The sequence below is a fragment of the Caldimonas brevitalea genome (genome assembly GCF_001017435.1).
In the GTDB taxonomy this organism is placed as follows: domain Bacteria; phylum Pseudomonadota; class Gammaproteobacteria; order Burkholderiales; family Burkholderiaceae_C; genus Caldimonas; species Caldimonas brevitalea.
Genome location: NZ_CP011371.1, coordinates 5,796,748 through 5,822,587, shown reverse-complemented (window position 1 = coordinate 5,822,587; position 25,840 = coordinate 5,796,748). Strand labels below are relative to the sequence as shown.

18 protein-coding genes are annotated in these 25,840 nt (G+C 66.6%); 8 read left to right on the top strand and 10 right to left on the bottom strand.

Going from position 1 to position 25,840, the window contains the following annotated elements; translation table 11 throughout:
* Positions 1–10 precede the first annotated feature (10 nt).
* A complete protein-coding gene (locus AAW51_RS24790) occupies positions 11–4,753 on the top strand; it encodes a DUF6531 domain-containing protein (RefSeq protein ID WP_083438560.1) in 4,743 nt (1,580 codons plus the stop codon).
* 13 nt (positions 4,754–4,766) lie between these two features.
* Complete coding sequence (locus AAW51_RS24785) at positions 4,767–5,267, top strand: hypothetical protein (RefSeq protein ID WP_047196765.1); 501 nt, start codon at positions 4,767–4,769, stop codon at positions 5,265–5,267.
* A gap of 1,218 nt (positions 5,268–6,485) precedes the next feature.
* Here the strand turns inward: AAW51_RS24785 and lnt are convergent.
* Positions 6,486–8,102, bottom strand: coding sequence for an apolipoprotein N-acyltransferase (gene lnt, locus AAW51_RS24780; protein ID WP_083438559.1), 1,617 nt, complete (start codon positions 8,100–8,102; stop codon positions 6,486–6,488).
* 236 nt (positions 8,103–8,338) lie between these two features.
* On the opposite strand from lnt, the gene AAW51_RS24775 reads away from it, so the two are divergent.
* Both AAW51_RS24775 and AAW51_RS24770 read left to right on the top strand, forming a co-directional pair.
* Positions 8,339–8,743 (top strand): hypothetical protein, encoded by a 405-nt coding sequence (locus AAW51_RS24775; protein WP_053013887.1) that lies wholly within the window; start codon positions 8,339–8,341, stop codon positions 8,741–8,743.
* Between the two features lie 302 nt (positions 8,744–9,045).
* Positions 9,046–9,657 carry a PH domain-containing protein gene (locus AAW51_RS24770; protein WP_047196764.1) on the top strand — a complete coding sequence of 204 codons (612 nt, stop codon included), beginning with the start codon at positions 9,046–9,048 and terminating at the stop codon, positions 9,655–9,657.
* Positions 9,658–9,708: 51 nt separating this feature from the next.
* Here the strand turns inward: AAW51_RS24770 and AAW51_RS24765 are convergent, their stop codons facing one another.
* The 5 genes from AAW51_RS24765 to AAW51_RS24745 form a co-directional block, all read right to left on the bottom strand.
* Positions 9,709–12,081: a penicillin-binding protein 1A gene (locus AAW51_RS24765; protein ID WP_083438558.1), complete on the bottom strand. Its 2,373-nt coding sequence runs from the start codon at positions 12,079–12,081 to the stop codon at positions 9,709–9,711.
* Positions 12,082–12,211: 130 nt separating this feature from the next.
* Positions 12,212–12,913 (bottom strand): YceI family protein, encoded by a 702-nt coding sequence (locus AAW51_RS24760; protein ID WP_083438557.1) that lies wholly within the window; start codon positions 12,911–12,913, stop codon positions 12,212–12,214.
* 105 nt (positions 12,914–13,018) lie between these two features.
* A complete protein-coding gene (locus AAW51_RS24755; RefSeq protein WP_047196763.1) occupies positions 13,019–13,603 on the bottom strand; it encodes a YceI family protein in 585 nt (194 codons plus the stop codon).
* 61 nt (positions 13,604–13,664) lie between these two features.
* On the bottom strand, positions 13,665–14,243 hold the full coding sequence (locus AAW51_RS24750; protein WP_047196762.1) for a YceI family protein: 579 nt from the start codon (positions 14,241–14,243) through the stop codon (positions 13,665–13,667).
* Positions 14,244–14,283: 40 nt separating this feature from the next.
* Complete coding sequence (locus tag AAW51_RS24745) at positions 14,284–14,853, bottom strand: cytochrome b (protein WP_047196761.1); 570 nt, start codon at positions 14,851–14,853, stop codon at positions 14,284–14,286.
* Between the two features lie 212 nt (positions 14,854–15,065).
* Here AAW51_RS24745 and AAW51_RS24740 point away from each other — a divergent pair, with 212 nt between their 5' ends.
* Positions 15,066–16,253 carry a phospholipase A gene (locus AAW51_RS24740; RefSeq protein WP_238947687.1) on the top strand — a complete coding sequence of 396 codons (1,188 nt, stop codon included), beginning with the start codon at positions 15,066–15,068 and terminating at the stop codon, positions 16,251–16,253.
* Positions 16,254–16,424: 171 nt separating this feature from the next.
* On the opposite strand, the gene AAW51_RS24735 is transcribed toward AAW51_RS24740, so the two are convergent.
* The 4 genes from AAW51_RS24735 to AAW51_RS24720 all read right to left on the bottom strand — a co-directional run bounded on the left by AAW51_RS24735 (position 16,425) and on the right by AAW51_RS24720 (position 22,470).
* The gene (locus AAW51_RS24735; RefSeq protein WP_047196760.1) at positions 16,425–17,294 is read right to left on the bottom strand and encodes an NUDIX hydrolase; all 870 of its coding nucleotides are present in this window, start codon (positions 17,292–17,294) and stop codon (positions 16,425–16,427) included.
* Between the two features lie 165 nt (positions 17,295–17,459).
* Positions 17,460–18,305, bottom strand: a complete 846-nt coding sequence (locus AAW51_RS24730; RefSeq protein ID WP_047196759.1) for a DUF4397 domain-containing protein — start codon at positions 18,303–18,305, stop codon at positions 17,460–17,462.
* Between the two features lie 97 nt (positions 18,306–18,402).
* Positions 18,403–18,786, bottom strand: coding sequence for a DUF1622 domain-containing protein (locus AAW51_RS24725; RefSeq protein ID WP_047196758.1), 384 nt, complete (start codon positions 18,784–18,786; stop codon positions 18,403–18,405).
* Positions 18,787–18,891: 105 nt separating this feature from the next.
* Entirely contained in the window at positions 18,892–22,470 is a 3,579-nt protein-coding gene (locus tag AAW51_RS24720; protein ID WP_047196757.1) for an indolepyruvate ferredoxin oxidoreductase family protein, read from the bottom strand.
* 171 nt (positions 22,471–22,641) lie between these two features.
* On the opposite strand from AAW51_RS24720, the gene AAW51_RS24715 reads away from it, so the two are divergent.
* The 3 genes from AAW51_RS24715 to AAW51_RS24700 all read left to right on the top strand — a co-directional run bounded on the left by AAW51_RS24715 (position 22,642) and on the right by AAW51_RS24700 (position 25,835).
* A complete protein-coding gene (locus AAW51_RS24715) occupies positions 22,642–23,202 on the top strand; it encodes an Lrp/AsnC family transcriptional regulator (RefSeq protein ID WP_047196756.1) in 561 nt (186 codons plus the stop codon).
* 212 nt (positions 23,203–23,414) lie between these two features.
* Positions 23,415–24,584, top strand: coding sequence for a PEP-CTERM sorting domain-containing protein (locus tag AAW51_RS31015; RefSeq protein ID WP_083438555.1), 1,170 nt, complete (start codon positions 23,415–23,417; stop codon positions 24,582–24,584).
* Between the two features lie 588 nt (positions 24,585–25,172).
* Positions 25,173–25,835: a hypothetical protein gene (locus AAW51_RS24700; RefSeq protein WP_047196753.1), complete on the top strand. Its 663-nt coding sequence runs from the start codon at positions 25,173–25,175 to the stop codon at positions 25,833–25,835.
* Positions 25,836–25,840 lie beyond the last annotated feature (5 nt).

Here is a 25,840-nt window from a genome sequence, read left to right as displayed (position 1 = left end):
CGAGGGAGTGATGATGCAGACACCAGATCCGGGAGTTGTCGATGCCACTGCAGGCGAGGCGCTTCGGACGCGCGGCGATGGCCGCATCTTGCGGCGGTGCGTGAAGGCTGTTCTCCTGGTCGGGCTGTGCCTGGCCGGACTCGCCCCACCGGCAGCCGCCCAGAACGCCTCGATCCCCGGCGTGCCCGGTGATCCGGGCGCAGGGGGCGGTGCCTCGTGTGGTCCCACCAATCCGGGGCCTCCCTGCGGCGGGGCAGGCCCGGCGAGCCTGGGCAACGCCTCGGGCACCAACGTGGGTGCCGGCAACCCGCTGAACGTCGTCAACGGCAACAAATACCAGCGCGAGGTGGACCTGCCCGCACTGCCCGGCGTGCTGGGGCTGGAGCTGGTGCGCCACTACAACAGCAGCGCCTCGAGCACGAACGCGCCAAACGGCATCCTCGGTCGGGGCTGGCGGCTGAGCTACGAAACCGAGCTGCACGCGGTCGGCCGCAACACCGTGCAGATCACGCAGGCCGACGGCGGGCGGTTGATCTTCAACCGCGACCCGCGCCATCCCAGCCAGTGCAGCCACGCCGACCCGGCGCAGGGCCGGGTGCTGATCCACACGGGCCGCGACGGTGAGCAGTACACCTGGGTGTGGGCCGACGGGCGCCAGCTGAGTTTCAACGCGCAAGGCCGGCTGACGCAGATCTTGGCGCCCACCGGTGAGTTCGTGACCTTGCAGCACGACGCCGGCGGGCACTTGCTGAAGGTCACCGACCCGCAGGGCCGCAGCCTGCGGCTGAACTATCTGGACCGGCAGGCTGCCAAGGCCGGCGACCGTTTCCGGGGGGTGCAGAGCATCGACACGCCGGTGGGGCGCTACACCTACGAATATGGCAGCGCCTTGCCCAAGGAGAGCAGCGCGCCGGCGTCCAGCGTTTGGGCCAACCTGGTTAAGGTGGGGCAGCCGACCTCGCACGACCCAAGCACCCCGGTGCATGCATACACCGACCGCGGCGTCAGCAGCAGCGCGATCAGCCGCGTGTACCACTACGAGGACGGCCGCTTTCCGACGCTGCTGACCGGCATCAGCGTGGTCGGCACCGGCGGCGACGGGCGGCTGCTGAACCAGCGCCTCGCCACCTACGGCTACGACGAGCGCGGCCGTGCGGTGCTGAGCGTGCGCGGCGCCGTGGGGCAGCCGGGCGCCGAGCGTGTGGAGCTGGCGTTTCAGGAACTGCCCAGCCCGGGCGGCCAGCCCGGGCAGACCGTGCTCATTGACGGGCAGGGGCGGCGCACGTTCTACAAAACGGCGGTGATCGGCGGGGAGTTCCGGCTGCTCGAATCGCGCGGGGCGGGGTGCGACAGCTGCGGGCCGGCCAACGTGCGGTACGGGTATGAACGCAGCGGGCGGTTGGTGTCGGTGACCGGGTTGTCGACCGACGGTGTGCCGCAGCAGAGCCAACGTGCGGTGCTGGATGCGCAGGGGCGGACGGTGCGGGTGGAGCAGGTCGAGCACGTCGACGGCCGGGCGCAGCCGGCGCGGGTGTTGGTGCGCTACGAATACGAGGGTGAGGGGCGGCAGCCGGTGGTGGTGGCTCGGCCGAGCGTGGTGGCGGGCCAGGAGCAGGTCACCCGGCTGGCGTACAACGAGCACGGGCAGGTCACACAGGTGGTCGAGCGGGGCTACAGCCCGGTGGATGGGCAGGGGCGGGTGGTGCCGGCGGGGGTGCCGATGAGCCGCACGACGGGCTATCGCTACCAGTTGGTCAACGGTCGCAGCTTGCTGAGCGAGGTGGACGGTCCTTTGCCCAACGGCCGCACGGGTAGCCCTGCGGATTCCGACGTCACACGGTATCGGTATGACCCGACGGGTGGTCGCATCGTCGGCATCACTTATCCGATGGGGCTGCAGGCGAGCTTTGGTTATGACGACGCGGGGCGGCTGATCGAGCGCGCCGGTCTGGACGGCGTGACTGAACGCCTGACTTATGACAGCCGAGGACGCCTGACAGGCGTGCAGCGGGCGGGACGCCAGTTGCAGCTGGCCTACGATGTGAAGGGCCAGGTGGCCGAAGCGCGCGACGCGCTAGGCCAACACCTGCGCCTGCAGTACGACGCGTCCGGGCAGCTGAGTGAACTGAGTGACGGACAGGGCAACCGCATTGCTTGGCACTATGCGGCGGACGACAGCCTGCGCGAGTTGCAGCTGCTGAATCCGGACGGCAGCGTGAGCCAGCGACGCCAGGCCGAGACCCTTGCGGCAGTGGATGCTGCCTTGCAGGTGGCACTGCCGCGTTTGGCCTTGCGCCTTTCTATGCCTGATGGACGCGAGATCAAGACATTGGGCGGGCCCGAGTCGGCACCTCAGGCTGTCCGCACACAGCTCGACAGTCAGGCGCGCCTGAACACCGATTTGTTCGACGACTTCGGTCGACTGGTGCTTGACGACAGCCCCGTCAGCGGGCGCACGGTGTACCACCATGACGAAGCCGACCAGTTGGTGCAGCGCGTGGCGTCCGACGGCGGTGTGACTCGCATTGGGCGAGACGCGCTGGGCCGCGGCATTCGGGTTCAGGCCGACGGCGAGGACGCGAAGATCGAATGGGGCCGCGCGAACAAGCCGGCGCGCATCGCCTACGAGGCGGGGGAAGAGCGCTACGACTACGACGCAGAGGCGCGGCTGACTGCCCACACCCGCTTGATCGACGGCCGCCGCTTCACCACACGTTATGAATTCGATGGGTTCGGCCGTTTGCAACGCAAGGTGCTGCCAGACGGGCAGCGTCTGGCCTATCGCTACAACGGCCCCGAGCACGCGAAGCCGGGCGTATTAGCCGGCATTGACCGCGAGGGCTTGGTGAACGCTCCGATTGTCACCGGCCTCAACACTGTGGAGGAGCGGTTTCACGATCGGGGCTTCGTCCATGGCAACGGCTTGACGCACAGGCGCCTGCTGGACGTAGACGGCAGGCCCGTGCAGGTGGGCAGCGAGGCGGCGGCTGCCAGCCAATTGCAGTGGCAGGACGAGCAGGTGCGGGTGGACTACCGTTATGCCGCCGTGCCTGGCCGTGCAGCTGCGTCGCAAGCTTCATTGCCATGGCGGCAGCGGTGGGCGTTCCGGCTGGGTCACTTGGGTACTGAGGCGCCGCCGCCATTGTTTGCACGGGCGGCGGCAGAGGCCACCGAGCCAAGAGAGCTTGGCGAGACGAGACACGACGCCCGCGGCCGGGTCGTGGAGGACGCGCGGCACAGATATGTGTGGGACGGGCTAGACCGTTTGATGGAGGTATTCGCCAAGGCCCGCGACGGGCAGGCCGAACGACTCGTCGCGCGCTATCGCTACAACGTCTTCGGGGAACGCATCGCGAAGGTGGTTTACAGCGCGCAGGGCCAGAAGGTGACGCGCTTCTTCTACGACGGGGCACAACTCACCGCCGAGGCCGATGAAGCCGGTCGCATCGTGCGCCAGTACGTGTACCTGGACGGGCGGCCGGTGGCGATGCTGTCTGGCCGGGCGATCCTAGCGATCCATACCGACCATCGGCTGGCTCCGCTGGCGGTGACAGACTCGACAAGGCAGGTTGCTTGGCAGGCAACGCTAACGGATACGGGTGCTGCCGTCGTTGCTACAGGGTCGCGCCTTGAGATGCCGTTGCGTGGGTCGAACCAGTACTTCGATGCCGAGACGGGGCTGCACTACAACACGCACCGCTATCTGGACCCGCAGCAGGGCCGGTATCTGAGCCCCGACCCCTTGGGCTTGGCGGCAGGGCCCGATCTGTATGAGTTCGCATTGGGCCAGCCCCACCGTCACCTTGACCCGTTGGGCTTGGCGCCGGCCCTCGACGTGCCTTCGATGGGTTTCGGCGACAAGCTGAGGGAGGTGTTCCTGTACGCGGCCAAGGGCCTGCCGGCGGAGATCGGACATCAGCTCAAGGAATTGGTGAGCCCGACAAACATCGCCGGGACGGTTGCGATCTTCGCGCTGTGGGGAGCCTCGCATGCCTTGGGCGCCGGTTTCCTCGCCGACATTGCGCTCGTGGGAATGGCGTACTGGAGTCTCGGCAACGCTGGGATCGACTTCGTCAAGGGGCTGCTCAGTCTGGTTGATCAGATCAACGGGGCGCAGTGCGAAAGCGATCTCGAGAAGGCGGGCGAGACCTTGCTGGCGACGACGAACATCCTGATCGACGCGGTGGGCAAGAAAGGGAAGAGCGGCAGCGACGCGATCGACTCTGTGTTCGGCGGGGGCAAAGGCAAATTGACCAATCCTCCGCCGCCGGGGAGTCCGCCGCCGGCGCCGAGTCGTCTTGTGCTACATCCCACGAGCATTCCCCAGGTCGCTCGCGGCATGGTGGATGAGGCGGTGAAAAACGGTCGGCTCACCCAGCGAGGTCCAAACGACTGGGTGAGCTTGGAAGGTCTAAGATATAAGGGGACAGATAAAAATGGAGCGAATCGCATCGAGCATATCGGCCATCACTTGACCTTGGACCCGGCGCGAGATCGAGCGGGAAAGTCGCATTCGGTATTCGTGGTTAGTCCCGACAAATTGCTGGAGGTGCTTGATGAGGCATGGAAAAAGAGTGGGCCCAATCGGAGACCTGTGTCCCAAAGCGACCAAGGGACCTTTGTGATAAAAGTGGGCACTATTGGCGCCGAAGGCGAGACTCATATCAGAATTATTACAAAGCGGGGAACTAATCCGCCTGAGGTTATTTCGGCTTACCCTTATGTGCCGGTGTCGACGGATATTATAAATTGAGGAAGGTGTCTGGATGGAAAATGCGCTTCATCTCCGACTTAAGGCGCTCGACTTGCAGGGGAGGAATTCCGACGGGTGGTTGAGTGGGGACAGTCCTGAAAATTTTGACTTCCGCGACGCAGTGAGGCGTGCTCAACAATGTGTTGTGGAGTTGGAATCAAAGTTGGACATGAAACTATGTCTGGTCGACAATTATCAGGATGCATTTTTCTGGGGCGAAATCCGAGAGGTGCGCGGCGACGGTGAATCAAAGGACGCTCCGTTTCTCGCAATCCGATTTTCTAGCTGGGGTCAATTGGCTAGCCATTGTGCTACGACCTCGATCGTCGAGGGGGAGGCGGCATATGAAGGAAAGGTGTTGGCGGAAATAAGGGATGTTCTAAACCGGCATGGCTTCCTCTGGGTGGATGGGGACGTGCTAAGGGGAGCCGTTTATGACGGCTTTCTTCCGGTCGAGAAAATGACGCAGGGGGCAACGTTTACGTGGTGGGACCGGTTTTTTGAATACGACTGAGCGCTCGAATAGGGCGTCGCGTTGTCGGACTTGCTTGTGACATGGTTGCGATTGCAATTTTGGCTTATTGATGTTCGGCTTCGCCATTAAGTTTAAATGTCGCAGGCCATAAGCGATTCTTTGGTTAACCGATCGCTTTGGGTGTAAGACCGTCACCTGATACGCGTCCCCCTCCAAAAGTTTAGGTTTGCTAAGGGTCGAAGCCATGCTGCGTCGTGAGGCATATATTATCAGGGAGCTATTGCCCCATATCCTATCCAACCGGTCTTGCAAAGAGTCGTGACCAGATTGAAATAGGTATTAAGTCCAAACGTTCAATCGAGACGAGTATGAGTACTAAAGCGTTCGGAACCGTCGCCGGGTTCCTCATCGGGCCAGCGGTGCCGGCACTGATTATCTACGTCGTCTCGATGTTTATAATTCCGCATTCGCAAGCTGAATGGGTAGCGAGCGTGCTCGCGGCATACGGTTACCTTTCGGCAGCAATCATGGGCCTACCACTCTATTTTTTGTTGCGATGGAAGGAACAGTCGAAATTGTGGGTTTATTCGTCGCTCGGGGCGGCGATGGGACTGACCCCTTTCGCGATAATTTTTGGCCCTAGCGTGGTGCTGAACTGGAAGAGCAGTCCACAGGGAGTCTTGACGATGCTTTTGGATGCAAGCGCTGGCGCGGGCTTCTCAATGTTATGTGGGTCTGTTGCAAGTTGCGTCTTCTGGTTTGTTGTCGTAAGGCCGCCTCGCTAGTCGCTGCATTGCGGCTGTCCCCATCAGTACGGAAGGCAGGTTGTTGATGCCGCTCACGGTTCTGACGCTGGAAATCGTGCGCCGACGAACGCGTTATTTTGTCAGGGACCTGCTGCTGGTGAGGGATCAAAGCCATTTCACAACAGGCGCGGTGCCAGAGGTGAGCTGTTTGTATTTGCCGAAGACCTTGCGGAACTGGTTGCCAACGAACGGAGCCTGTAGATTTGACACCTCGCAGGCAAGCTTTTGTTCCCTGCATCGCTCCTAAACAAATAGGCGGCGATCAAGGATGCTGCGCATCTTTGAGTTTTTAGAATTGCAACCAACCGGGAGGAATTGATGAGCGAATTCAGAATGTTGTCGCCACGTTCGCAAACGTTTATGCGCCACCGGTAAGTTGTTTTGACGATCATCGAATGTCGATACTGCCTGTCATCGCTGTAGTTTGTCTTGCTGTGGTGAAGACAGCCCGTCAATGTCTCGCCGTGCGCATGGCAAGCAGCGCGGCGAGGCCGAGCGCGCTGACGCTGAGCGCCAGAAAGGGCCACTCCCCATAGCGGGCATACGGCGTCAGCCCCTGCACACCTTGCACCTGACCGCTCAAAATCCCGTGTACGCCCGTCGGCAACGCCGTTCCCACCCGCCCCCGCGCATCGACCAAGACCGTCACCCCGGTGTTCGCCACCCGCAACACGGGCCGAGCCAGCGCCAACGCGTGCAGCCGCACGATTTGAAGTCGCTGATCGATCGCGTCGCTGCCATCGAACCAGGCGAGGTTGCTCACGTTGAGCAACACGGTCACCCCGTCGTCGCCTTTACGCCTCACCCACCGGCGCGTGTCCTCGCCGAACAGATCTTCATGGCAAATCAGCACGCCCAATCGCTGCCCCCGCACCTGCAGCGTCGGTTGGTCGGCCGCCCCCGGCTGCAGGTCCTTCAGCGCAATCTGCATCCGCCCGGCAAACCAGCCGAGGCCGATCGGGCTGTACTCGCCGAAGGGCATCAACCTCACCTTGTCGTAGCGTGACAGCTCGCCATGCGGTGTCACCTGCACCACGCTGTTGCGGCCCTCGCCGTCGGGCCCCAGGGTGGCCACCCCCAGGAACACATGGCTGCCGGTGGCGCGGGCGTGGTCTTGCAGCCGGGACAAGGTGTCGGCCGGCAGTTCGTTCAAGAACAGGGGGAAGGCCGTCTCGGGCGTTGCCACGATGTCGGCCGGGGCCTCCATCACATCCTGCAAATAGGCCTCCACTTCCGCGCGCACGTGCTGCGGGTCGAACTTGCGCTCCTGGGAGACGTTGCCCTGAATCAGCCGAAAGCTCAACGGCGCGCCGAGGGGGCGCACCCACTCGACCGGTTCAAGTAGCCTGCCGCCGGCCAGCAGCACCGCCGTCGCGGCGAGACAGGTGAGTCGCACGTGCATCGGGGCCCGGCCCGTCGCGGCGGTGACCGCGGCCGCGGATGCGGCCAGCGCCAGCGTGCTCAAGCCGTACACGCCGAGCACCGGTGCGACGGGCGCCAGCCATGTGTCGACCATCGCATGGCCGAGCGAGAGGGAGGTGAAGCCGCCGAACGGCAGGCTGCGGGCGTACTCGCCGAGGGCGATGCAAACACTGAAAGCGACGATGCGAGCTGCGGCCTGGCCGCTCGGCGTGTAGCGCCGGCGATGCCCCACCCCCCAGCGCCATACGGCGCACGGCACGGCGGTGAAGATCGCCAGATAGCCAATGAAGATGGCGCTGCCGAGCACCGCCCACCCCACCGACATACCCGTCTTGTCGTGCAACGACGTGTAGACCCAACCGTGGCCCGACAGGTGCAGCCCGAGGCCGAACGCGAGTCCGACCGCGAAGGCATGGCAGGGTGATCGCGAGTGCGGCAGCAGGCTGAACAGCACGCCATAGCCCAGCAGCGCAACGGGCCAGCAGGACACCGGGGCCCAGCCGAAAGGGGACACAGCGCCGGCGATGGCCGCGCAGAGGAGGAGGGCCGGCCACCGGTGCATCAATGCCAGCGCACCGACGCCCGCGCTGGCAGTGCCATCGCGTGACAGCGATGAAGCGGTGAGGTGGGCCAAAGGAGCAGTCATGGCAAACGTCGCGAGCGACAGAAGACGCTGAAGCGGGCGAGAGTCGAGGCATTACACAGTCGCTCGCCGCCCCTCGCATCCCCCGCATGGGGGACGGCACTGCACGTCGATGCGTCCCACAATCTTCGCCAGCCGCCGGCTCACCGCCGGGGTGAGCCGGCCGGCACGAGGGGTCGACCCGGCGCCACACAAAGCAACGAACGCCACCTACATCCACAAACATCGGGAGGACCCACATGCGCTTTTCTTCGATCGCCGTCGTCGTCTGTCTGGCGGCCGCTGCCGCCTTGTCGGCGGGCTGCGCCTCATCGCGCATTGCCCAGAACAAGACCGTGCAGGTCGCCGGGCAAAAGCTCGAATTCGGCGGCGTCTACGACCCGCGCGGCAATGAACTGTCGCTGTCCGTCAACGGCGATCCCGTCATGCGCGGCAGTTTCCCTCCCTATACGCCCACCTTGAACCTGAACGCCCAATACCGCGGGCTGGACGTGCGAGCCGAGTGCTACTTCGGCTCCGTGCTGGGCAGCAAGGGCGGTGTCGTCGGCATCGTCGCGGGCGCCGTGCAGAGCGCCCACAGCAAGGCGGGCGACAAGTGCGACCTGCACGTGGGCGGCAAGGTGGTGGAGTCCTTGTACTTCTGATGATGCCGCGGCGGCGAGGTTGAGCGCCTCGCCCGTGGCCCGCGTTCGCATCCGGCCTGATACGGCCTATTCTTGTCGACACGCCCAGACCGTGAGGCAGCCGGCGCCGGTCCGCCCACAGGGCTTCCCTACAGCGGAACTAAGGCACATAGGGCCATCGTTCGCGGGCGCGGTCCGCCGGGGTCTGACCGCACAATCTTCACGTCACCGGCACGCTCGAGGGGGACGGGCCGGTGACACGCTGTGGCGTGTAAGTCGCGCCGCCGCGCTGACGCTTCCATCCCACAAAAGGACAAATCACGATGTTCAAAAAGCTCGCCTCCGAAGCCCTCGGCCTCAGCGACATCGGCGTCATCATCTCGCCGGCCGATTACGACAAGGTCGACGCCGACGACTATCTCTTCCACGAAGACGGCGAAAAGATCTTCTTCCTGATCAAGTCGAAGAAGGACGAATACTGCTTCACCAACCTCGCCATCATCCACGTGGACGGCGACTCGGCCGTGTCGTCCAAGCGCACCATCAAGCGCTATGACTATTCGAGCCACCAGCTCTCCAACGTCTCGATCGAGACGGCTGGCACGATCGACCTCGACATCGAACTCAAGTTCAGCGTCGAGGACGGCCCCACCTTCAGCATCGACGTGAAGAAGAACTTCCTCGAACAGCTGAAAGACATCTACAAGGCACTGCACACCATCGGCAAGATCCAGGCGCGCAACGAGATCGCCCGCCAGAACGTGCTGCCCTGCCTGGACGCCATCGGCTCGATGTACAAGCTCGGCACGCTCGACAGCGAAGCGACGCTGGTCAAGCACTACCAAACGCTGCTGCATGCGGTCAACACAACGCTGCTCGAGCGCTATGTGAAGCGCGACTTCAGCGACGTCTTCGAGAAATACATCCACTCCTGAGCACGGGTGGCGGGAGGGCGGGCGCCGCACCCCCGGCGGCACCGCCAGCGCTTACGACCTGAACAGGTCGAGAATGCCCCGCTTCTCCTCCTCGCTCGGCGGCGGCGGTGGCAGGTCTTCCATGCCCAGCGTGGAGATGCCGGTGGTCGGCGTGTACTCCTCGTAGTACCACTCGCCGTTCCACCACACCAGCCCGTCGGGCGTTTCCGGGTTCACCACCGGGGCGCCCTGCAGCGCCTGGCCCATGTAGTCGATCCACACCGGCAGCGCCAGCGTGGCGCCGCCTTCTCGTTCCCCCAGCCGCCGCGGCTCGTCGTAGCCGAGCCAGACCACCGCCACCAGCCCCGGTTGGTAGCCGGCGAACCAGGCGTCGAAGCTGTCGTTGGTGGTGCCGGTCTTGCCGTACAGATCGGGGCGCTTCAACACCTGCTGGGCCCGCGCGGCCGTGCCCGAGCGTGTCACCTCCTGCAGCAGGCTGCCGGTGAGGAAGGCATTGCGAGGGTCGATGGCACGGGTCGTGGTGTCCATCGCCGCCGGGCCGATTTCTTTCAGCACCCGCCCGCGCGCGTCGGTCAGCCGGGTGATCAGCACCGGTGGCAAACGGTAGCCGCCGTTGGCGAACACGGCGTAGGCCGAGGCGAGCTGCAATGGCGTCGTGGTGCCGGCACCCAGCGCCATCGTCAGGCTGGCCGGGTGGCGCTCGGCCTCGAAGCCGAAGCGGCCCACCCAGCTTCGTGCGTAGGGCGTGCCGATGGCCTGCAGCAAGCGGACGGCCGGAATGTTCTTCGATTTGGCCAGGCTGCGGCGCAAGGACATCGGGCCTTCGAACTGCTGATCGTAGTTCTTCGGCTCCCACGCGGGCGCGCCGGCCGAGGCCGAGAAGAACAGCGGGCCGTCGAGGATCACCGTGGCCGGCGTGTAGCCCTTCTCGAGCGCCGCCGAATAGACGAACGGCTTGAAGGCCGAGCCGGGCTGCCGCCAGGCCTGGGTGGCGTGGTTGAACTGGTTCTTCGCATGATCGAAGCCGCCCACCAGCGCCAGAATGGCGCCGCTGCGCGGGTCGAGCGACACCACGGCGCCTTCCACTTCGGGTAATTGCGTCAGCGTCCATCCGGCGGCGCCTTGCACCAGCCGCACCACCGCCCCCCGGCGGATCGCCGTCTTGCTGGCGCCTGCACCCGCTCCGCGCAGCGCGGCGGCCGCCGGCTGCAGTCCGCTGCCGGTCACGCTCACCACCTGGCCGTCGGCCAGCGCGGCCACCACCTTGTCGGGCTGCGCTTCCAGCACCACTGCGGCGCGCAACTCGTCGTTGTCGGGGTGTTTCAACAAGGCCTCGGCCACTCGGGCGTCGGTCTCGGCCGGGTCGGCGGGCAGGTCCACATAGGCTTCCGGGCCGCGGTAGGGCTGGCGCCGCTCGTAGTCGAGGATGCCGCGTCGCAAGGCGCGGTACGCCGCCATCTGACGGCCGGAGTCGATGCTCAGCCAGACGTTCAGGCCGCGCGTGTAGGCATCGGCACCGTATTGCGCATACACCAGCTGCCGCGCCGTCTCCGCCACATGCCGCGCGTAGGCCGGCGCCTCCAGGCGGACGCGGTACTGCAAGGGGGCGATGCGGGCGTCGTCGCGCTCGGCCTGCGTGATGACGCCGGTCTTCCACATCCGGTCGAGCACGTGCAACTGCCGCTGTTTGGCCCGCTGCGGGTTGACCGCCGGGTTGTGCGTCGAAGGTGCCTGGGGCAGGCCGGCCAGCATCGCGGCCTCGGCCAGCGTCACGTCCTTGAGGGGCTTGCCGAAGTAGATCTCGCTCGCGGCGGCAAAGCCGTGCGCCCGCTGCCCGAGGTCGATGTGGTTCATGTAGGTTTCGAGGATCTGCTGCTTCGACAGCTGGCTCTCGATCTTCAGCGCCAGCAGCATCTCGTAGACCTTGCGGGTGAAGGTCTTCTCGGTCGGCAAATAGAAGTTGCGGGCCAGCTGCATCGTGATGGTCGACGCACCCTCGCTGCGAAAGTCGACGATATTGCGCAGCCCGGCGCCGAGCACGCGCACGATGTCGATGCCGGGGTGCTGGTAGAAGCGCGCGTCTTCGACCGACAGCACGGCATCGACCACCCGCGGCGGGATCTCGTCCAGCGGCAGGTAGCGGCGTCGCTCCTCACCGTACTCGCCCAGCAGCACACCGTCGGCCGAGTACACCCGCAGCGGCAGCTGGGGGCGGTAGTCGGTCAGCTCGCTGATCGGCGGCACGTTGGGGTAGGCCACCACCAGCGCCACCGACGTCAGCAGCATCAAGCAGCACGCCGCGACGAGCGCCGTGCCGAGCACACGGAGGGCAGACCTGATCAGGGAGCGCGGTGAGGGTTGCAAGGTGCGGGAAGCGCCGGGCGGAGCCGCGGTACGCAAGGCGTCGGGCTCCGATGCGGGCATGGATGGGACTGTGTGAGTTGCCGGGCGATTATAGAAACCGCTGCCGTTCGCCCGCGGGGACGGCCGGCCCCCACTGTGGGGGGAGTGCCCGGCAGTGTGGTGGGCGAGGCGCTGTCTCGGGAGGTGCGCGTCACGGTGACGGGGCAGGCGTGGCGGCCGCTGCAGGTGGCGTCGTCGGCGTCGAGGCGGGCGCCGATGCTGGGGCAGGCGCCGAGTCCGGCGGCTCCGCCGGCGCGGCGGCCTGCTTCACCGCTTCCACCTGCACCCGCAGCAGCACGTCGTTCGCGACGAACGGCAGGCCGAAGCTCATCCCGAAATCGCTGCGTTTCACGCGTGCCTCGAAATCGCCGCCGCACACTTCACGCCGAAACAAGGGGTTGAGGTAGCAGTTGAAGCGGACCACGCTGAGCGTCAGCGGCTGGCTGGTGCCGCGCAGCGTCAACTCGCCGGGCGCGGCGGTCAGGCGGTCGCCGTCGAATTGCAGGCGCTCGGCCACGAACCACGCGTGCGGGTGCTCCTGCGTGGCGAACAAATCGGGCGCCTTGAGCCGGGCGGTGAAGGGGGCCACGCCGGTTTCCAGCGCGTTCATGTCGATCTGCACCGACAGCTTGCCGCGTTTGGCGTCGCGGTCCCAGCTGATCTGGCCTTCGACGCGAGGCAAGCGCCCGCGGATGGTCGAGGTGCCGAAGTGCAACACCTCCCAGGTGATGCTGGTGTGGCTGGGCTCCAGGGTGTAGGTCACCGGCTCGGCCTGCACGCGCGCCGCGGCACACAGGGTCAGGCAGGCCAGCGGCAGCAGCAGCGCGAGCGAGGGGCGGGGCAGTGGCTTCATGCGCGCATTGTGCGGGGAGCAGCCCTGCAAACAAAAGCCCCCGTCGGCGGGGGCCGGACGGGGGCTGCGTGAGCGTCTCGACGCGCAGGTGGCGTCGTCTTCTTCTTACTGCTTGACGGCCTCGACCTGCACCAGCAGTCGCACGTCGTCGGGCTGGCCCATGTTCAGGCCCCAGTTCATGCCCCATTGGCTGCGCTGGATGGTGGTCTCGAAGTCGCCGCCGCAGACTTCCCGCTTGAGCATCGGGTTCTGGTAGCAGTTGAAGCGGTTGGCCTTCAGCGTCACCGGCTGGGTCTTGCCCAGCAGCGTCAGCGTGCCGCTGACCGAGGCCACCTTGTCACCGTCGAAGGTGAACTTGTCGCCGACGAACTTGGCGGTCGGGTGCTCTTCGCTGTTGAAGAAGTCCTTGCCCTGCAGGTGCTTGTTGAACGGCGCCACGCCGGTGTTGATCGACGCGGTGTCCAGCGTCAGCTCGACCTTGCCGGTCTTGCCGGCGCGGTCGAACTGCACCGTGCCTTCCTTTTTGTCGAAGCGGCCGCGGTTGGTGGAGGTGCCGAAGTGCGTCACTTCGAAGGTCACGAAGGTGTGCGTCGGGTCGATCGCGTAGGTGGCCGATTGGGCTTGAGCGCCAAGAGAGGCCGACAACAGGGCGGCCGCGACAACAAGGGTCTTCTTCACAGTGGTTTCCATTCAGAGAGAAAAGGGGGAGGAGGGGAGAAAAAGAGCAGGGACGAGCAGCCTCGGCCGGGGTTCAGAGGGTGCCCACGCCGGTCAGCGCCAGCTTGAATTTCACTTGCACATCGTTGGCCACCATCGAGGTGTCGGCCCATTCGCCTTCGCCGATCTTGAAATCGAGCCGCTTGAGCGTGAACGCGCCGCTGGCGTTCGTCGTGGCACCGCTTTGCGACAGCGTCACGGGCACCACCAGGTCGCGGGCGTTGCCCTTGATGTTGAGCTTGCCGGCCACTTCGAACTTGCCGCCGCCCAGCGGCTTCACGCCGGTGGACTGGAAGGTGGCCTGGGGGAACTTGGGCACGTTGAACCACGACGGCTTGACCAGCTCCGCTTCGGTTTCCGGCGCGCCGAGGGCGGCACTGCCGAGGTCGACGCTGAAGGCGATGTTGGCCGTCTCGGGCTTCTTCGGGTCGAACGCAACGCGGGCGTCGAACTTCTGGAAACGGCCTTCCACGGGCACGCCCATCTGCTTGCTCACGAAAACAATCTCGCTTTGCGCCGGCACCAGCTTTTGTTGTTGTGCGAGCGCCGGGGTTGCGGCCGCGGCGGCGGCAAAGGCAACGAGCGCGACGCGGGGCAGGAGGGTCAAGGTCATGGGGTCGTTTCCAAACAAAGAAAGAAGAAATGAATGTTGTTCAGCGCAGCCCGGGCACCATGCGGGCCAGCAGTCCGTCGCGGTCGATGAAATGGTGCTTGAGCGCGGCCGCGATGTGCACCACCACCAGCGAGGCGAGCGTGTAGGCGAGCCAGCGGTGGATCGGCTTGAGCACTTCGGCGAGCGCCTTGTCGGGCGTCACGAAGTCGGGCAGCGGCACCGTGCCGAACAGCACGATGGGGAAACCGGCCGACGAACTGTAGGCCCAGCCGACCAGCGGCACGGCGAAGAACAGCAGATACAGCAGACCGTGCGTGGCGTGGTGCGCCACCTGTTGCCAGCGCGGCATGCCGGCGACGATGGTGTCGGGCAGCGCCGGCGGGCGCTTGAGCAAACGCCACAACAGCCGCGCGGCCGATAGCGCGAGGATCACGACGCCGGCCCATTTGTGCCAGTTGTAGAGCTTCAGCCGGGTGGGCGACATCGACAGCCCGGTCATGTAGAAGCCGACGCAGAAGGCGACCACGATGGCCACCGCCAGCACCCAGTGAAAGGCGATCGCGAGGCCGCTGTAGCGGACGCTGCCGGGAACCGGGACGGTGGTTTGCATTGAAATCGCCTGAAGTGGAAAAACACGGGGGTGTGTCGCGGGCTGCCGCGGTGCACCTGTGAAGCATAGGAGGCCGGTTGCAAGGGAAAGTTCACCGCTGTTGACCGAACCGTTCGAATGCTTTGAAAGGAAACAACTTCTAGACAGGGCCGGAAGGGGGACTTGCGGCACACTCCGCTGCCATGCAATTACACCCTTTGCATCGATATCCCTTGCATTCTCGCCGGCCGGCCCTGCGCGAGCGTCCCCAGGCCGTGTGGCTGCCGCTCGCCGCGGCAGCGTGCGTTGCGGGCGCTTCCAGCGCCTGGGCGCAGGCGCCGGTGCAACCGCTGAGCCTGACCAGTTGCGCCAGCGTCATCGGCGACAGCGAGCGGCTGGCCTGTTATGACCGATTGGCCGGGCGGCCCGGTGCCGAAGGATCGAAAACGCCGGCGCCCACGCCGGCCGCTCCTGCTGGCGTCGTGTCACAGCCGGCGCCCTTGCCCGCCGTCGTCACACCGCCGGCGCCTCCTGCCGGCGCTGCGGACTCCCCGGTGGTCGCGGTCGCCGGCACCGGTTTGCAGGGGCGGCGCTCGCCCAGTTTGTGGTCGAGCTTCTGGGAACTCGATCGCAGCGACAAGCGCGGCACCTTCAACTTCAAGACCTACCGGCCCAACTTCCTGCTGCCGCTGCACTACACCGACCACATCAACCGCTCGCCCAGCAGCCCGACCCAGCCCAGCCCCGCGACCCAGCCCGGCTACAAGCACCTCGAAGCCAAGCTGCAGCTGTCGGTGCGCACCAAGATCGCGCAGAGTGTGTTGCTGCCCGACGCCGACATCTGGTTCGGCTATACGCAGCAATCGCTGTGGCAGGTGTGGAACCGCAAGGAGTCGTCGCCGTTCCGCAACACCGACTTCGAGCCCGAGCTGATCTACGTGGTGCCCGTGCCCGAGGGCTTGCGGTCGCTCCCGGGCGGCTGGGAGTTCCGGATGTTGCAAGCGGGTCTGGCCCACCAGTCGAATGGCCAGACCGACCCGTTGTCGCGCAGCTGGAACCGGGTCTACCTGGGCGCCGGCTTCGAGCGGGGTGACGTGACGCTGTACGGCCGTATCCACAAGCGCCTGAGCGAAGACCCGGAAGACGACGACAACCCCGACCTGGTGCACTACATCGGGCGCGGCGAACTGGCGCTCACCTGGGTGCCCGGCCAGGCCACCGCGGCACTGCGCTGGCGCAACAACCTGCGCGACCTCAAGCACGGCTCGCTGCAGTTCGACTGGACCTACCCGATCGACCGCGACAAGCCGGACGGGTTGCGCTGGTATGTGCAGGCCTTCACTGGCTACGGCGAAACCTTGCTGGACTACAACTTCCGCCAGACGAGTGTGGGCGTGGGGCTGACGCTGTTCGAGTTTTGAGGGGCGCGGGTTCGGCTACGCCGCCGTTCCTCGAGGAGAGGGCCCCAGCCAGCCGGGCGGGCGCTGGCAATGCCCGCCCCGCAGCAGCGGAGGCGTTTTCAACTGTTCCGGCTGGAGCCCGGGGGCGTGCGGGGCCGAGCGCCGTTTGGCCCTTGGTCGCGGCCGCCCTGCTCAGGCCGCTTGGCGGGCTGCCGGCTCGCTGGGGCAGCACGGCGCCGCCGGCTCCACCAGGCCGTGCCGTGTGAGCAGGCTCAACGTGGCGAGCGCCGCGTCGGTCGTCATTTCATGGCCATGCAGCAGCTCGACCACCTCGTCCACCGGCAGCAGCCGGTGTTCGGCCACCTCGCCGTCGACGTTGTGCGGCACGAAGTCGTGCGGCAGCTCGAGGTCGTAGACGAACAAGGCTTCGTGCTGCAAGCCTTCGGCGATGTCGCAGTGCACGCGCAGTTGCTCGCCGAAGCGCGAACCCCGGGCGACGCTGTCGCTCAGGCCCGATTCTTCCCAGCACTCGCGCATCAGCGCCTCGAACGGTGTTTCACCCCAGGGCACGCCGGCGCCGACGAGGTTGTCGAGCTTGCCCGGGTCGGTGGCCTTGTCGGGCGAACGCCGGGCGATCCACAGATGGGTCGGGCGGCCCGAGTCGTCTGCCAGGTAGCCGTTGAGGTGGGCGCCGATCGTCAAGGTGCCCCAGAAGCGCGAGGCGGCGCGTTCGATCAACGCCAGCGGCGCGCTGTCGAGATCGGGCAGCACGGCATAGGTTTCATCGCGCCAGCCGGTGATGACCCCGTCGTCGCGCAGCATCTGGTTGGCGGCACACAAGGCGGCGCTGCGCTGTACTTCGTTGCGCAACCGCTCGTCCATGCGCACGCCGCCGGAGCCGATCTGCAGCCACGGCGCGCAGCCCGACAGCAGCGACAAATGGGCACGCGACACGCTGCCGACCTGTTGGCCGGCGATGCGGAACGGCAGGCGCTGCTCGCGTCGCAGCGCCTGGGCGGCCTGGACGGCCGGAAAGTGAGAAGGCAGGTGGGGCGGCAGCATGCGCGAAGTCTAGGCACAGGGGCTCCCCGGGACCATGCTTGTTCCGACGGACGGTGGTTGTACCAGGGCAGGCGTGGCGACGATGCCGGACGGAACCGGCGTGGGCACCTACTACGACTTGGTGTGGCAAAAGAAGGGAAGAAGGCCCAGGCGGAGCGCTGCCCCTCACGTCACGACGTTGTCGTGCTGCTGCGCGCTGCGGCCCTGCGGCAGCTCGGTGAGGTGCAATCGATCGTTCCTGGGCAACAGCGCCAGCGTGGTGATCGACCCGGAGGGGTGGAAGGGGTCGGAGCGGTACAGGACGGTCTTGCTGCCCGCGGCCGTGACGTGAACGCGCAGCAACCCGACGGCGAGCGCCTTGTAAGCGGTCACGGCGCCATAGGCGATGCCGGCCAGCGCGGGCGGCTCGTCGCGCAGATCGGTCATGGTCGGTGGCGTCACATAGACGTCGAGGGCCTGGTGCAGCGGCGAAGCGTGCAGGACGCGCAGCTTGTGGCGGCCGTCTGGCGCCGCCGGCTCGTTCTCGTCCAGGAACACCAGTTTGCCGCTCGTCCCGCGCCCGCCGTAGGCGAGGGCGGTGGTGTAGGTGTCGGGCTCGAACACCTTCTCGCCCTCTACTTCACCCTCGACGCCGAAGGTGGTGCTCTTCATCCTGACCCGATGGCGTTTGGCGCCCAGGCTGTCATAGGGGGTGGTGGTGCCGCCGTTGCGCAAATCGATCTCGACCGGTTTCGATGCCGGGCGGTCCGGGATGTCCGGGAGGAACACGTCGAGCGACGCGTACTCGAGCGTGGCGTTGACGAACCGCAGCAGCGGCAGCTGCTCGTGCCCCGCGTCGTCGTCGTCGTGGTGGTGATCGTCGCCGCCGCCGCCGCAGGCGGCCAGTGGCGCGAGGGCGGCCGCAGCGAGGGCGGCGAGCAGGGTGCGCCGGCCCCCGTCCGGGCGCTGGGCGCCCTCATGTGGCGGGTGGTGTGGCCCGTGGTGTGGCAGATGGCGGTTGGGCTCGGACATGCGGCACTCCCTGGACGAGCGGCCGGCGCGAACGCGCCGATCGGCAGGCCGACATTGTGGCGCAGAGGAGATGCCACACGCTGCAGCGAGCGGCTTCTCAATCGCCCGGGGCAGGCCGCTCGTGCGACCGCTCTTGCGCCATTTCACGGGTCAGAAAGTAGTTGAGCACGGTACGGATCACCGCAATCGCGGCCAGTTTGCCGATCCGGTCCCAACTCGGCGCCACCGCGGTCGACAGGATGTCGGCCGCCAGCTGGAATTCGAGTGCCAGTGCCAGGTAGTGGGCAAAGCCCAGACGGACTTGCGAGAAGTCGCCATGCTCGCGGTCGCGCCGGGCGAGGCGGCGGAACAGTTCCCAGCCGGCCGCCAGGATGCCGGCTGCGATGACCAGCGCACCCAGGCCCTCGACCGCCAATCGCAGCCATTCGACGCCTTGCTGCAACAGGCGTTCGGTGTGTTCGAAGGTGTGCTGAGCTTCCATGCTGCCGGGAGACGCAACCGGCGTACCCGGGTGGGCGAGGACACCGCCGGCGGGCCGCAGCGCCGCCGGCGATCTGACACGAATCCGCGGCCGGACAGGCCGCCGTCACGCCGCCTGTCGTGTCGGGGCCGCGGCCCGCCACTCGACCAGCAGCCGTTCCCACTTGGCACGTGCCGCGACCAGATGGCGCTCCTTCACGTGGCCGTAGCCGCGGATGTCGTCGGCGATACGCGCCAGCTCGACCGCGAGCGGCAGCCGCTCGGCCGTCAGCGATGTCAGCAGTTCTTCGACCGTGTCCTGGTACTGGCCGATCAGCGCGCGCTCGGTCTTGCGCTCGTCGGTGTAGCCAAACGGGTCGAGGGCGGTGCCGCGCAGGCCCTTGAGCCGGGCCAACAGGCCGAAGGCACGCAGCATCCAGGGGCCGTAACGCCGCTTCTGCAGTTCACCTTGGTCGTTGCGCTGCGCGAGCAGCGGCGGCGCCAGGTGGTAGGTCAGCTTGTAATCGCCTTCGAACTGCTGGCCGATCTTGTCCAGGAAGCTGCGGTCGGTGTGCAAACGCGCCACCTCGTATTCGTCCTTGTAGGCCATCAGCTTGAACAGGCCGCGGGCGACGGCCTCGGTCAGCCGGGTCGAGCCCAACGGCGCTTCGGCCAGGCGCACCCGCTCGACGAAGCTGCGGTAGCGGCGTGCGTAGGCGGCGTTCTGGTAGTCGGTCAGGAAGGCCTCGCGGCGGGCGATCAAGGTTTCGAGGTCGACCTTCTGTTTCTTGACGAACTGCACCACCTGGCCTTGCGGCTCGGCCAGGCCGGCGACGGCGGCGAGGTCGTGCGCCGCGCGGCGGCCCCATTCGAAGGCCGTCTTGTTGTGCTCCACCTGCACCCCGTTCAACTCGATCGCCCGCATCAGCGCGGCGTGGCTGAGCGGCACCCAGCCCTTCTGCCACGCATAACCCAGCATCATCGGGTTGGCATAGATCGAATCGCCGAGCAGGCGCAGCGACAGCTGGTCGGCGTCGAAGCGGCCGACATTGGCATCGCCGACCGTCTGCGCCAGCAAGGCGTCGCAATTGCCGCCCGGGAACTCCCAATCGGGGTTGTGGACGAAGGCCGCCGTCGGCGTACCGTGGGCGTTCAAGGCGACCTTGGTGCGGCCTTCGACCATCGCCGCGAGCGTGGTCTTGTTGGCGGCGACGATCGGGTCGCAGCCGAGCACCAGGTCGGCTTCGGCCGTGCCCACGCGGGTGGTGTGGATCGCGTCGGCGCGGTTGGCGATCTGGATGTGGCTCCAGGTGCTGCCGCCTTTCTGGGCCAGGCCGGCGGCGTCTTGTGTCACCACCCCCTTGCCTTCCAGGTGGGCGGCCATGCCGAGCAGCTGGCCGATCGTGATGACGCCGGTGCCGCCGACTCCGGCCACGACGATGCCGTAGGCCCGTTCCGCCAGCGGGAGTGTCGGCTCGGGCAGCGGCGGCAACGAGCGCGGGTCGGGCCGCGCCGCGCCAGTCTTCTTGGCCGACTTCAGCTGGCCGCCTTCGACCGTCACGAAGCTCGGGCAGAAACCTTTCACACAGGAAAAGTCCTTGTTGCAGGTGCTCTGGTTGATGCGGCGCTTGCGGCCGAATTCGGTCTCCACCGGTTCGACCGACAGACAGTTGCTCTGCACCGAGCAGTCACCACAACCTTCGCAGACCAGCTCGTTGATGACCACCCGCTTGGCCACGTCGGGCATCGTGCCGCGCTTGCGGCGGCGGCGCTTTTCGGTCGCGCAGGTCTGGTCGTAGATGATGACGGTGCAGCCCTCGACCTCGCGGAACTCGCGCTGGAGGCGGTCGAGTTCGTCGCGGTGGTGCACCGAAACGCCGGGGGCCAGGTTCAGCGGGGCGTTGTAGCGGGCCGGGTCGTCGGTCACCACCACCATCTTCTTGACGCCCTCGGCTTCCAGCTCGCGCGTCATCTGCGGCACCGTCATCGTGCCGTCCACCGGCTGGCCGCCCGTCATCGCCACGGCGTCGTTGTAGAGGATCTTGTAGGTGATGTTGACCTTGGCCGCGATGCTCTGGCGGATCGCCAGCAGGCCCGAATGGAAGTAGGTGCCGTCGCCAAGGTTGGCGAACAGATGCTTTTCTTTCGTGAAGGGGGCCTGGCCGACCCAGGGCACACCTTCGCCACCCATTTGCGTGAAGGTGGAGGTCTGCCGGTCCATCCACACCACCATGTAGTGGCAGCCGATGCCGGCCACCGCGCGCGAGCCTTCGGGCACGCGGGTGGAGGTGTTGTGCGGGCAGCCGCTGCAGAACCAGGGCGTGCGGTCGGTGCTGACCGTCGGGGCCGCCTGGGCGCGCTCCTTGGCCTCGATGATGGCCAGGCGGCTGGTGATGTGGGCGCGCAGGTCGCGGTCGAGCTGCTGCATCAGGCCCAGCTTCTCGAGGCGCTGTGCGATGGCCTTGGCGATCAGCGCGGGGTTGAGGTCGGCCTTGGCGCGCAGCAGCCAGTTCTGCGCCGGGTTGGGCATCGACCATTCGCCGCCCGAGTGGTCGCCGTCGGGCTCGCTGAACTTGCCGAGGACGTTGGGGCGCACGTCCTCGCGCCAGTTGTACAGCTCTTCCTTGAGCTGGTATTCGATGACCTGGCGCTTCTCCTCGACCACCAGGATCTCCTGCAGGCCGGTGGCGAACTCGCGCGTGATGGTCGCCTCGAGCGGCCACACCACCGACACCTTGTGCAAACGGATGCCGATGCGGCGGCAGGTGGCGTCGTCCAGCCCCAGGTCGTGCAGCGCCTGGCGCGTGTCGTTGTAGGCCTTGCCGCTGGCGATCAGGCCCAGGCGGGCGTGCGGCGAGTCGATCACGGTGTGGTTGAGCCGGTTGGCCCGCACATAGGCGAGCGCGGCGTACCACTTGTAGTCCATCAGCCGCGCTTCCTGCTCCAGCGGCGGGTCGGGCCAGCGGATGTGCAGGCCGCCCGGGGGCATCACGAAGTCCTCGGGCAGCACGATGTCGACGCGGTCGGGGTCCACGGAGACGCTGGACGACGATTCGACGATCTCCTGGATCGTCTTCATGCCGGCCCAGACGCCGGCGAACCGGCTCATCGCGAAGGCATGCAACCCGAGGTCCAGGATCTCCTGCACGCTGGCCGGGAAGAACACCGGCAGGCCGCAGGCCTTGAAGATGTGGTCGCTCTGGTGTGCCGCGGTCGAACTCTTGGCGACGTGGTCGTCGCCGGCCAGCGCGATGACACCACCGTGCTTCGCGGTGCCGGCCATGTTGGCGTGCTTGAAGACATCGGAGCAGCGGTCCACCCCCGGGCCCTTGCCGTACCAGATGCCGAACACGCCGTCGAACTTCTTCTGCTCCGGGTAGAGGTCGAGTTGCTGCGTGCCCCAGACGGCGGTCGCGCCCAGTTCCTCGTTGACGCCGGGCTGGAACACGATGTTGTTCGCCGCCAGGTGCTGCTTGGCCTGCCACAGCGCCTGGTCGTAGCCGCCGAGCGGGGAGCCGCGGTAGCCGCTGATGAAGCCGCCGGTGTTGAGCCCGTTGCGTGCGTCCCGGGTGCGTTGCAGCATCGGCAGCCGCACCAGCGCCTGTACGCCGCTCATGAAGGCGCGGCCGTGGTCGAGCGCGTATTTGTCGTCCAAGGACACCGATTCGAGCGCTTTGCGGATCGACTCGGGAAGCGGGGCGTTCATCGTGTTACTCCTGGTGGGGCCCGGGGCCCGCCCGCTCGTGACGGGGGGCGCCGGGCGAGGGCGTGTGTCGGTCAAGTGTAAAAATGCCGGCCCGACAAATCTTTCCTTTCTTTGCCGCTAAACGGGATCGAACAGGAATAATTGGCTCCGTTCGGGCCCAGGAGGGGAAAGATGTACTCAAAGAACGCGAATTCAGGGAAAACCCGGGGCGCGGCAGCCGACCCCGCCGATGCCGGCGAGGCGGTGCAGGGTGGGCTCGACCGGTACGACGTCGCCATCCTCGAAGCACTGCAGCAAGACGCCCGCCTGTCCAACGCCGAACTGGCCGCCCGCATCGGCTTGTCGCCGACGCCCTGCTGGCGGCGCGTGAAGTGGCTGGAGGAGCAGGGCTACATCAAGGGCTACCGGGCCGAGATCGACCGGCACCGGATCGGGCTGGGCGTGCTGGCCTTCGTGCGCGTCGACGCCGAGCGCAACAACGCGGTCGCCACGCGCGAACTGGAGGACGCGATCCGCGCCTTGCCCGAGGTCATCTCGTGCCACTACATCTCCGGCTCGGGCACCTTCGAGCTGCAGGTGATGGCGACCGATCTCGACGCCTATTCCCGCTGGGCGATGGACACGCTGTTCAAGCTGCCGAATGTGAAAGACCTGCACACCAGTTTCTCGCTGGGCGAGGTGAAGGCGAGCCGGGCGCTGCCGCTGGGCCATCTGAAACCCAAGGTGCGCTGACGCGCGTAACGCGCACAGTTGTGTGTCGGGCGCCACACCCTTACGGGGGAGTCACAAGGGCGGCCGCCAGGCAGGCAAGGCGTGGCGGCCGGCACCGGCACGTCGGCAAGACTTTGTCACCATGAGCAGATGAAGCGAGGGGCTGCTCGCGCTAGTGTGCATTCGCCTCACCCCCGGGGCGTTTCACATCCACAACAAGTTCTGAATCTGTCATGAAACCATTGCACATCGCTATTGCGCTGCTCTGCGGCGCTTGTATCCAGTCGGCGGCGGCTGGCCCGCTGCCGCGCTACCAGGTCGAGGCGCTCGCGGCGCCTGATCTGAACGAGTACCACGTGACCGGCTTCAACGACCATGGCCAGGTGGTTGGTTACAGCGTGAACGAGGGCGACCCAGAAGATTGGTGGGACGACCGGTATGTTTCCTACCTCTGGAGCGCAGGCCGTGTGCAACGTCTGACCGGCCCAGAGAACGGATTGGGCGCAAAGGCCACGGGCATCAACGACAACGGTGTGATCCTCGGCCAGCGCCTCAACGAGGAAGACCGTCCTTTCTGGAAGCCGGTGGTGTGGCAACCGGGTGCGGAAGCGACGCCGTTGCCCGGCAGGATCGACGGCGCGTTGACCCATGACATCAACAACAACGGCGTGGTGGTCGGGGAACACTATTTCCAAGGGTCGCATTCCGAGGGCCTGGTGTGGCGCAACGGCCAACTCACGCAGTTGCAGAACCTTCCGAACCCCAACCAGCAGGACCCCTGGTACGGCGGCGCGCTGGGCCTGAACGACCGCGGCCTGATCGTCGGCTACGGCAGCATCACGGTCCAGGAAGTCCCGGCCGTCAACGCCGATATCACGCGCGCGCAGGCGGTGATGTGGGAGGAGAACGGCAACCTGAAGGTGCTCGACAGTCAGATCGAAGGCTGGGAGTTCGCCTACGCGCGCGACATCAACGAAGCGGGCCGGATCATCGGGACCGCAGAGCGGTTCGAGTCGGGCGGCCCGTGGCACGACGGACAACAGGCGGCGCTATGGGTCGACGGCGAGCTGACCTTGTTGGGCGACCTGGGCAGCCAGGCCCTCGACATCACCGAGGACGGCATCGTCGTGGGCACGAACAAGGGTGACGGTGTCATCTGGCTGAGCGACGGGACGATGCTCAGCGTCGACAGCCTGCTCGACGGCACGGACGCAGCATCCTGGGACATCCTCAGCGTGCAGGCGGCCAACGACGTGGGCCAGTACCTCGTCAGCGGGCGGGTCGACGGTCAGCTGCGTTACGCGATCCTGACGCCCGTCCCGGAGCCGGAAAGCGTGGCACTGGTGCTCGCCGGGCTGGGTCTGCTGGGGGTCCGGTTGCGTCAGCGTCGTCGCGCCGTGTGACGCGCGCTGCATAGGGGTGACACCTTGTGCCGGGCCGCAGCGCCCGGCACAAGGTTTGCCGGGGACAGGAGGCCATGTTTCCAATGTGAAGGAGTCCAGATGCAACCCGACACCCCCAACACCTCGGCCTCGTCGTCCCCGGAAGCACCGGGCTCGCAAACTGCAAACCCGATGCAGCAGCAGCCTGACGCACAGCTCGACGCGAGCCAAAGCCCACAAGGGCAACAGCAGCAGGCCGCGACCGAACGAGGGCCGCACACGCACACGAAAAAGCATGCGGGCAAGCGTCCGCATCAGGGCGGCAGCTCTCGCTGAAGGTCTCGGCAAGCCGGCTTCGCGCCTGCGCGGGCCGGCTGTTCCGGAACGGCGTCGAGAGGCGCCGCCGCGGTGCGTTAGTGGCCTCTAACCCTGGAATCGGAAGTCGCTGTCCACGCGATACGACGCGCGTTGCGGCGTTGCAAATGCTCGCGATGCCAACCGGCATCGCTGTGCTTTGCGCCTTGCACCGCACCCCGTCTCGCGCGTCCCTCGCTCCCATTCCAGGGTGACAGGCCACTAGAGTGAGCCGGTCCCACCACCGGAGCCCCCATGATCCCCACCTTCCTTGTCCGCCGCGGCCTGGTGCTGGCGGTGTGCGCATTGGCCGCTGGTGCTGCGCCGGCGCAATCTGCCGCGGACCTGCCCCAGCGCAACCTGCGGATCGAAGTGCGGCAGGGCGACGAAGCCGAGCTGACACAGCAGGGCCTCGGCGCGGGCGGGGAGGTGACCGTCTCGACCTCCCGCCGCGTGGAGGGCGGCGTGACCGTCCAAACCACCCGGCGCGAGACCCGCCGCAGCGGCCAGGCCGCGCAACAGGTGTTGGTGCTCAACGGCGGCCGCGCCGGCGTGAGGTTGGGCCAGAGCCAGCCGCTGCAGCTGTATCAGGTGGCCTGGAGCCCCGGCACCGGCCCGCAACTGATGCCGACCACCGTGATCGTCGAAGCCGGCCGCGGCTTCAGCGTCTCGCCGCGCTGGCCGGGCGGCAATGCCCCGGTGCTGGTCGAGATCGAGGCCGAGTCGAGCCGTTTGGACACCGCCGCCGCCCGTGAAGGCGGTACCGCCCTCACCACCGTGCAGGTGCCGCTCGACGAATGGGTCACGATCGCCAGCAGCGGCGACACCGAGCAGCGCGACGTGCGAGGGGTGCTGTCGAGCCGCCAGGCGTCGGGCAGCCGGCGTCAGCTGGTGCAGCTGCGCGTCAGCGCGCCTTGACGCTG

Excerpts from the sequence above, each read along its gene's own strand:
- AAW51_RS24790 (WP_083438560.1), top strand. The coding sequence starts at position 11 with ATGATGCAGACACCAGATCCGGGAGTTGTCGATGCCACTGCAGGCGAG.
- AAW51_RS24785 (WP_047196765.1), top strand. The coding sequence starts at position 4,767 with ATGGAAAATGCGCTTCATCTCCGACTTAAGGCGCTCGACTTGCAGGGG.
- lnt (WP_083438559.1), bottom strand. The coding sequence starts at position 8,102 with ATGACTGCTCCTTTGGCCCACCTCACCGCTTCATCGCTGTCACGCGAT.
- AAW51_RS24775 (WP_053013887.1), top strand. The coding sequence starts at position 8,339 with ATGCGCTTTTCTTCGATCGCCGTCGTCGTCTGTCTGGCGGCCGCTGCC.
- AAW51_RS24770 (WP_047196764.1), top strand. The coding sequence starts at position 9,046 with ATGTTCAAAAAGCTCGCCTCCGAAGCCCTCGGCCTCAGCGACATCGGC.
- AAW51_RS24765 (WP_083438558.1), bottom strand. The coding sequence starts at position 12,081 with ATGCCCGCATCGGAGCCCGACGCCTTGCGTACCGCGGCTCCGCCCGGC.
- AAW51_RS24760 (WP_083438557.1), bottom strand. The coding sequence starts at position 12,913 with ATGAAGCCACTGCCCCGCCCCTCGCTCGCGCTGCTGCTGCCGCTGGCC.
- AAW51_RS24755 (WP_047196763.1), bottom strand. The coding sequence starts at position 13,603 with ATGGAAACCACTGTGAAGAAGACCCTTGTTGTCGCGGCCGCCCTGTTG.
- AAW51_RS24750 (WP_047196762.1), bottom strand. The coding sequence starts at position 14,243 with ATGACCTTGACCCTCCTGCCCCGCGTCGCGCTCGTTGCCTTTGCCGCC.
- AAW51_RS24745 (WP_047196761.1), bottom strand. The coding sequence starts at position 14,853 with ATGCAAACCACCGTCCCGGTTCCCGGCAGCGTCCGCTACAGCGGCCTC.
- AAW51_RS24735 (WP_047196760.1), bottom strand. The coding sequence starts at position 17,294 with ATGCTGCCGCCCCACCTGCCTTCTCACTTTCCGGCCGTCCAGGCCGCC.
- AAW51_RS24730 (WP_047196759.1), bottom strand. The coding sequence starts at position 18,305 with ATGTCCGAGCCCAACCGCCATCTGCCACACCACGGGCCACACCACCCG.
- AAW51_RS24725 (WP_047196758.1), bottom strand. The coding sequence starts at position 18,786 with ATGGAAGCTCAGCACACCTTCGAACACACCGAACGCCTGTTGCAGCAA.
- AAW51_RS24720 (WP_047196757.1), bottom strand. The coding sequence starts at position 22,470 with ATGAACGCCCCGCTTCCCGAGTCGATCCGCAAAGCGCTCGAATCGGTG.
- AAW51_RS24715 (WP_047196756.1), top strand. The coding sequence starts at position 22,642 with ATGTACTCAAAGAACGCGAATTCAGGGAAAACCCGGGGCGCGGCAGCC.
- AAW51_RS31015 (WP_083438555.1), top strand. The coding sequence starts at position 23,415 with ATGAAACCATTGCACATCGCTATTGCGCTGCTCTGCGGCGCTTGTATC.
- AAW51_RS24700 (WP_047196753.1), top strand. The coding sequence starts at position 25,173 with ATGATCCCCACCTTCCTTGTCCGCCGCGGCCTGGTGCTGGCGGTGTGC.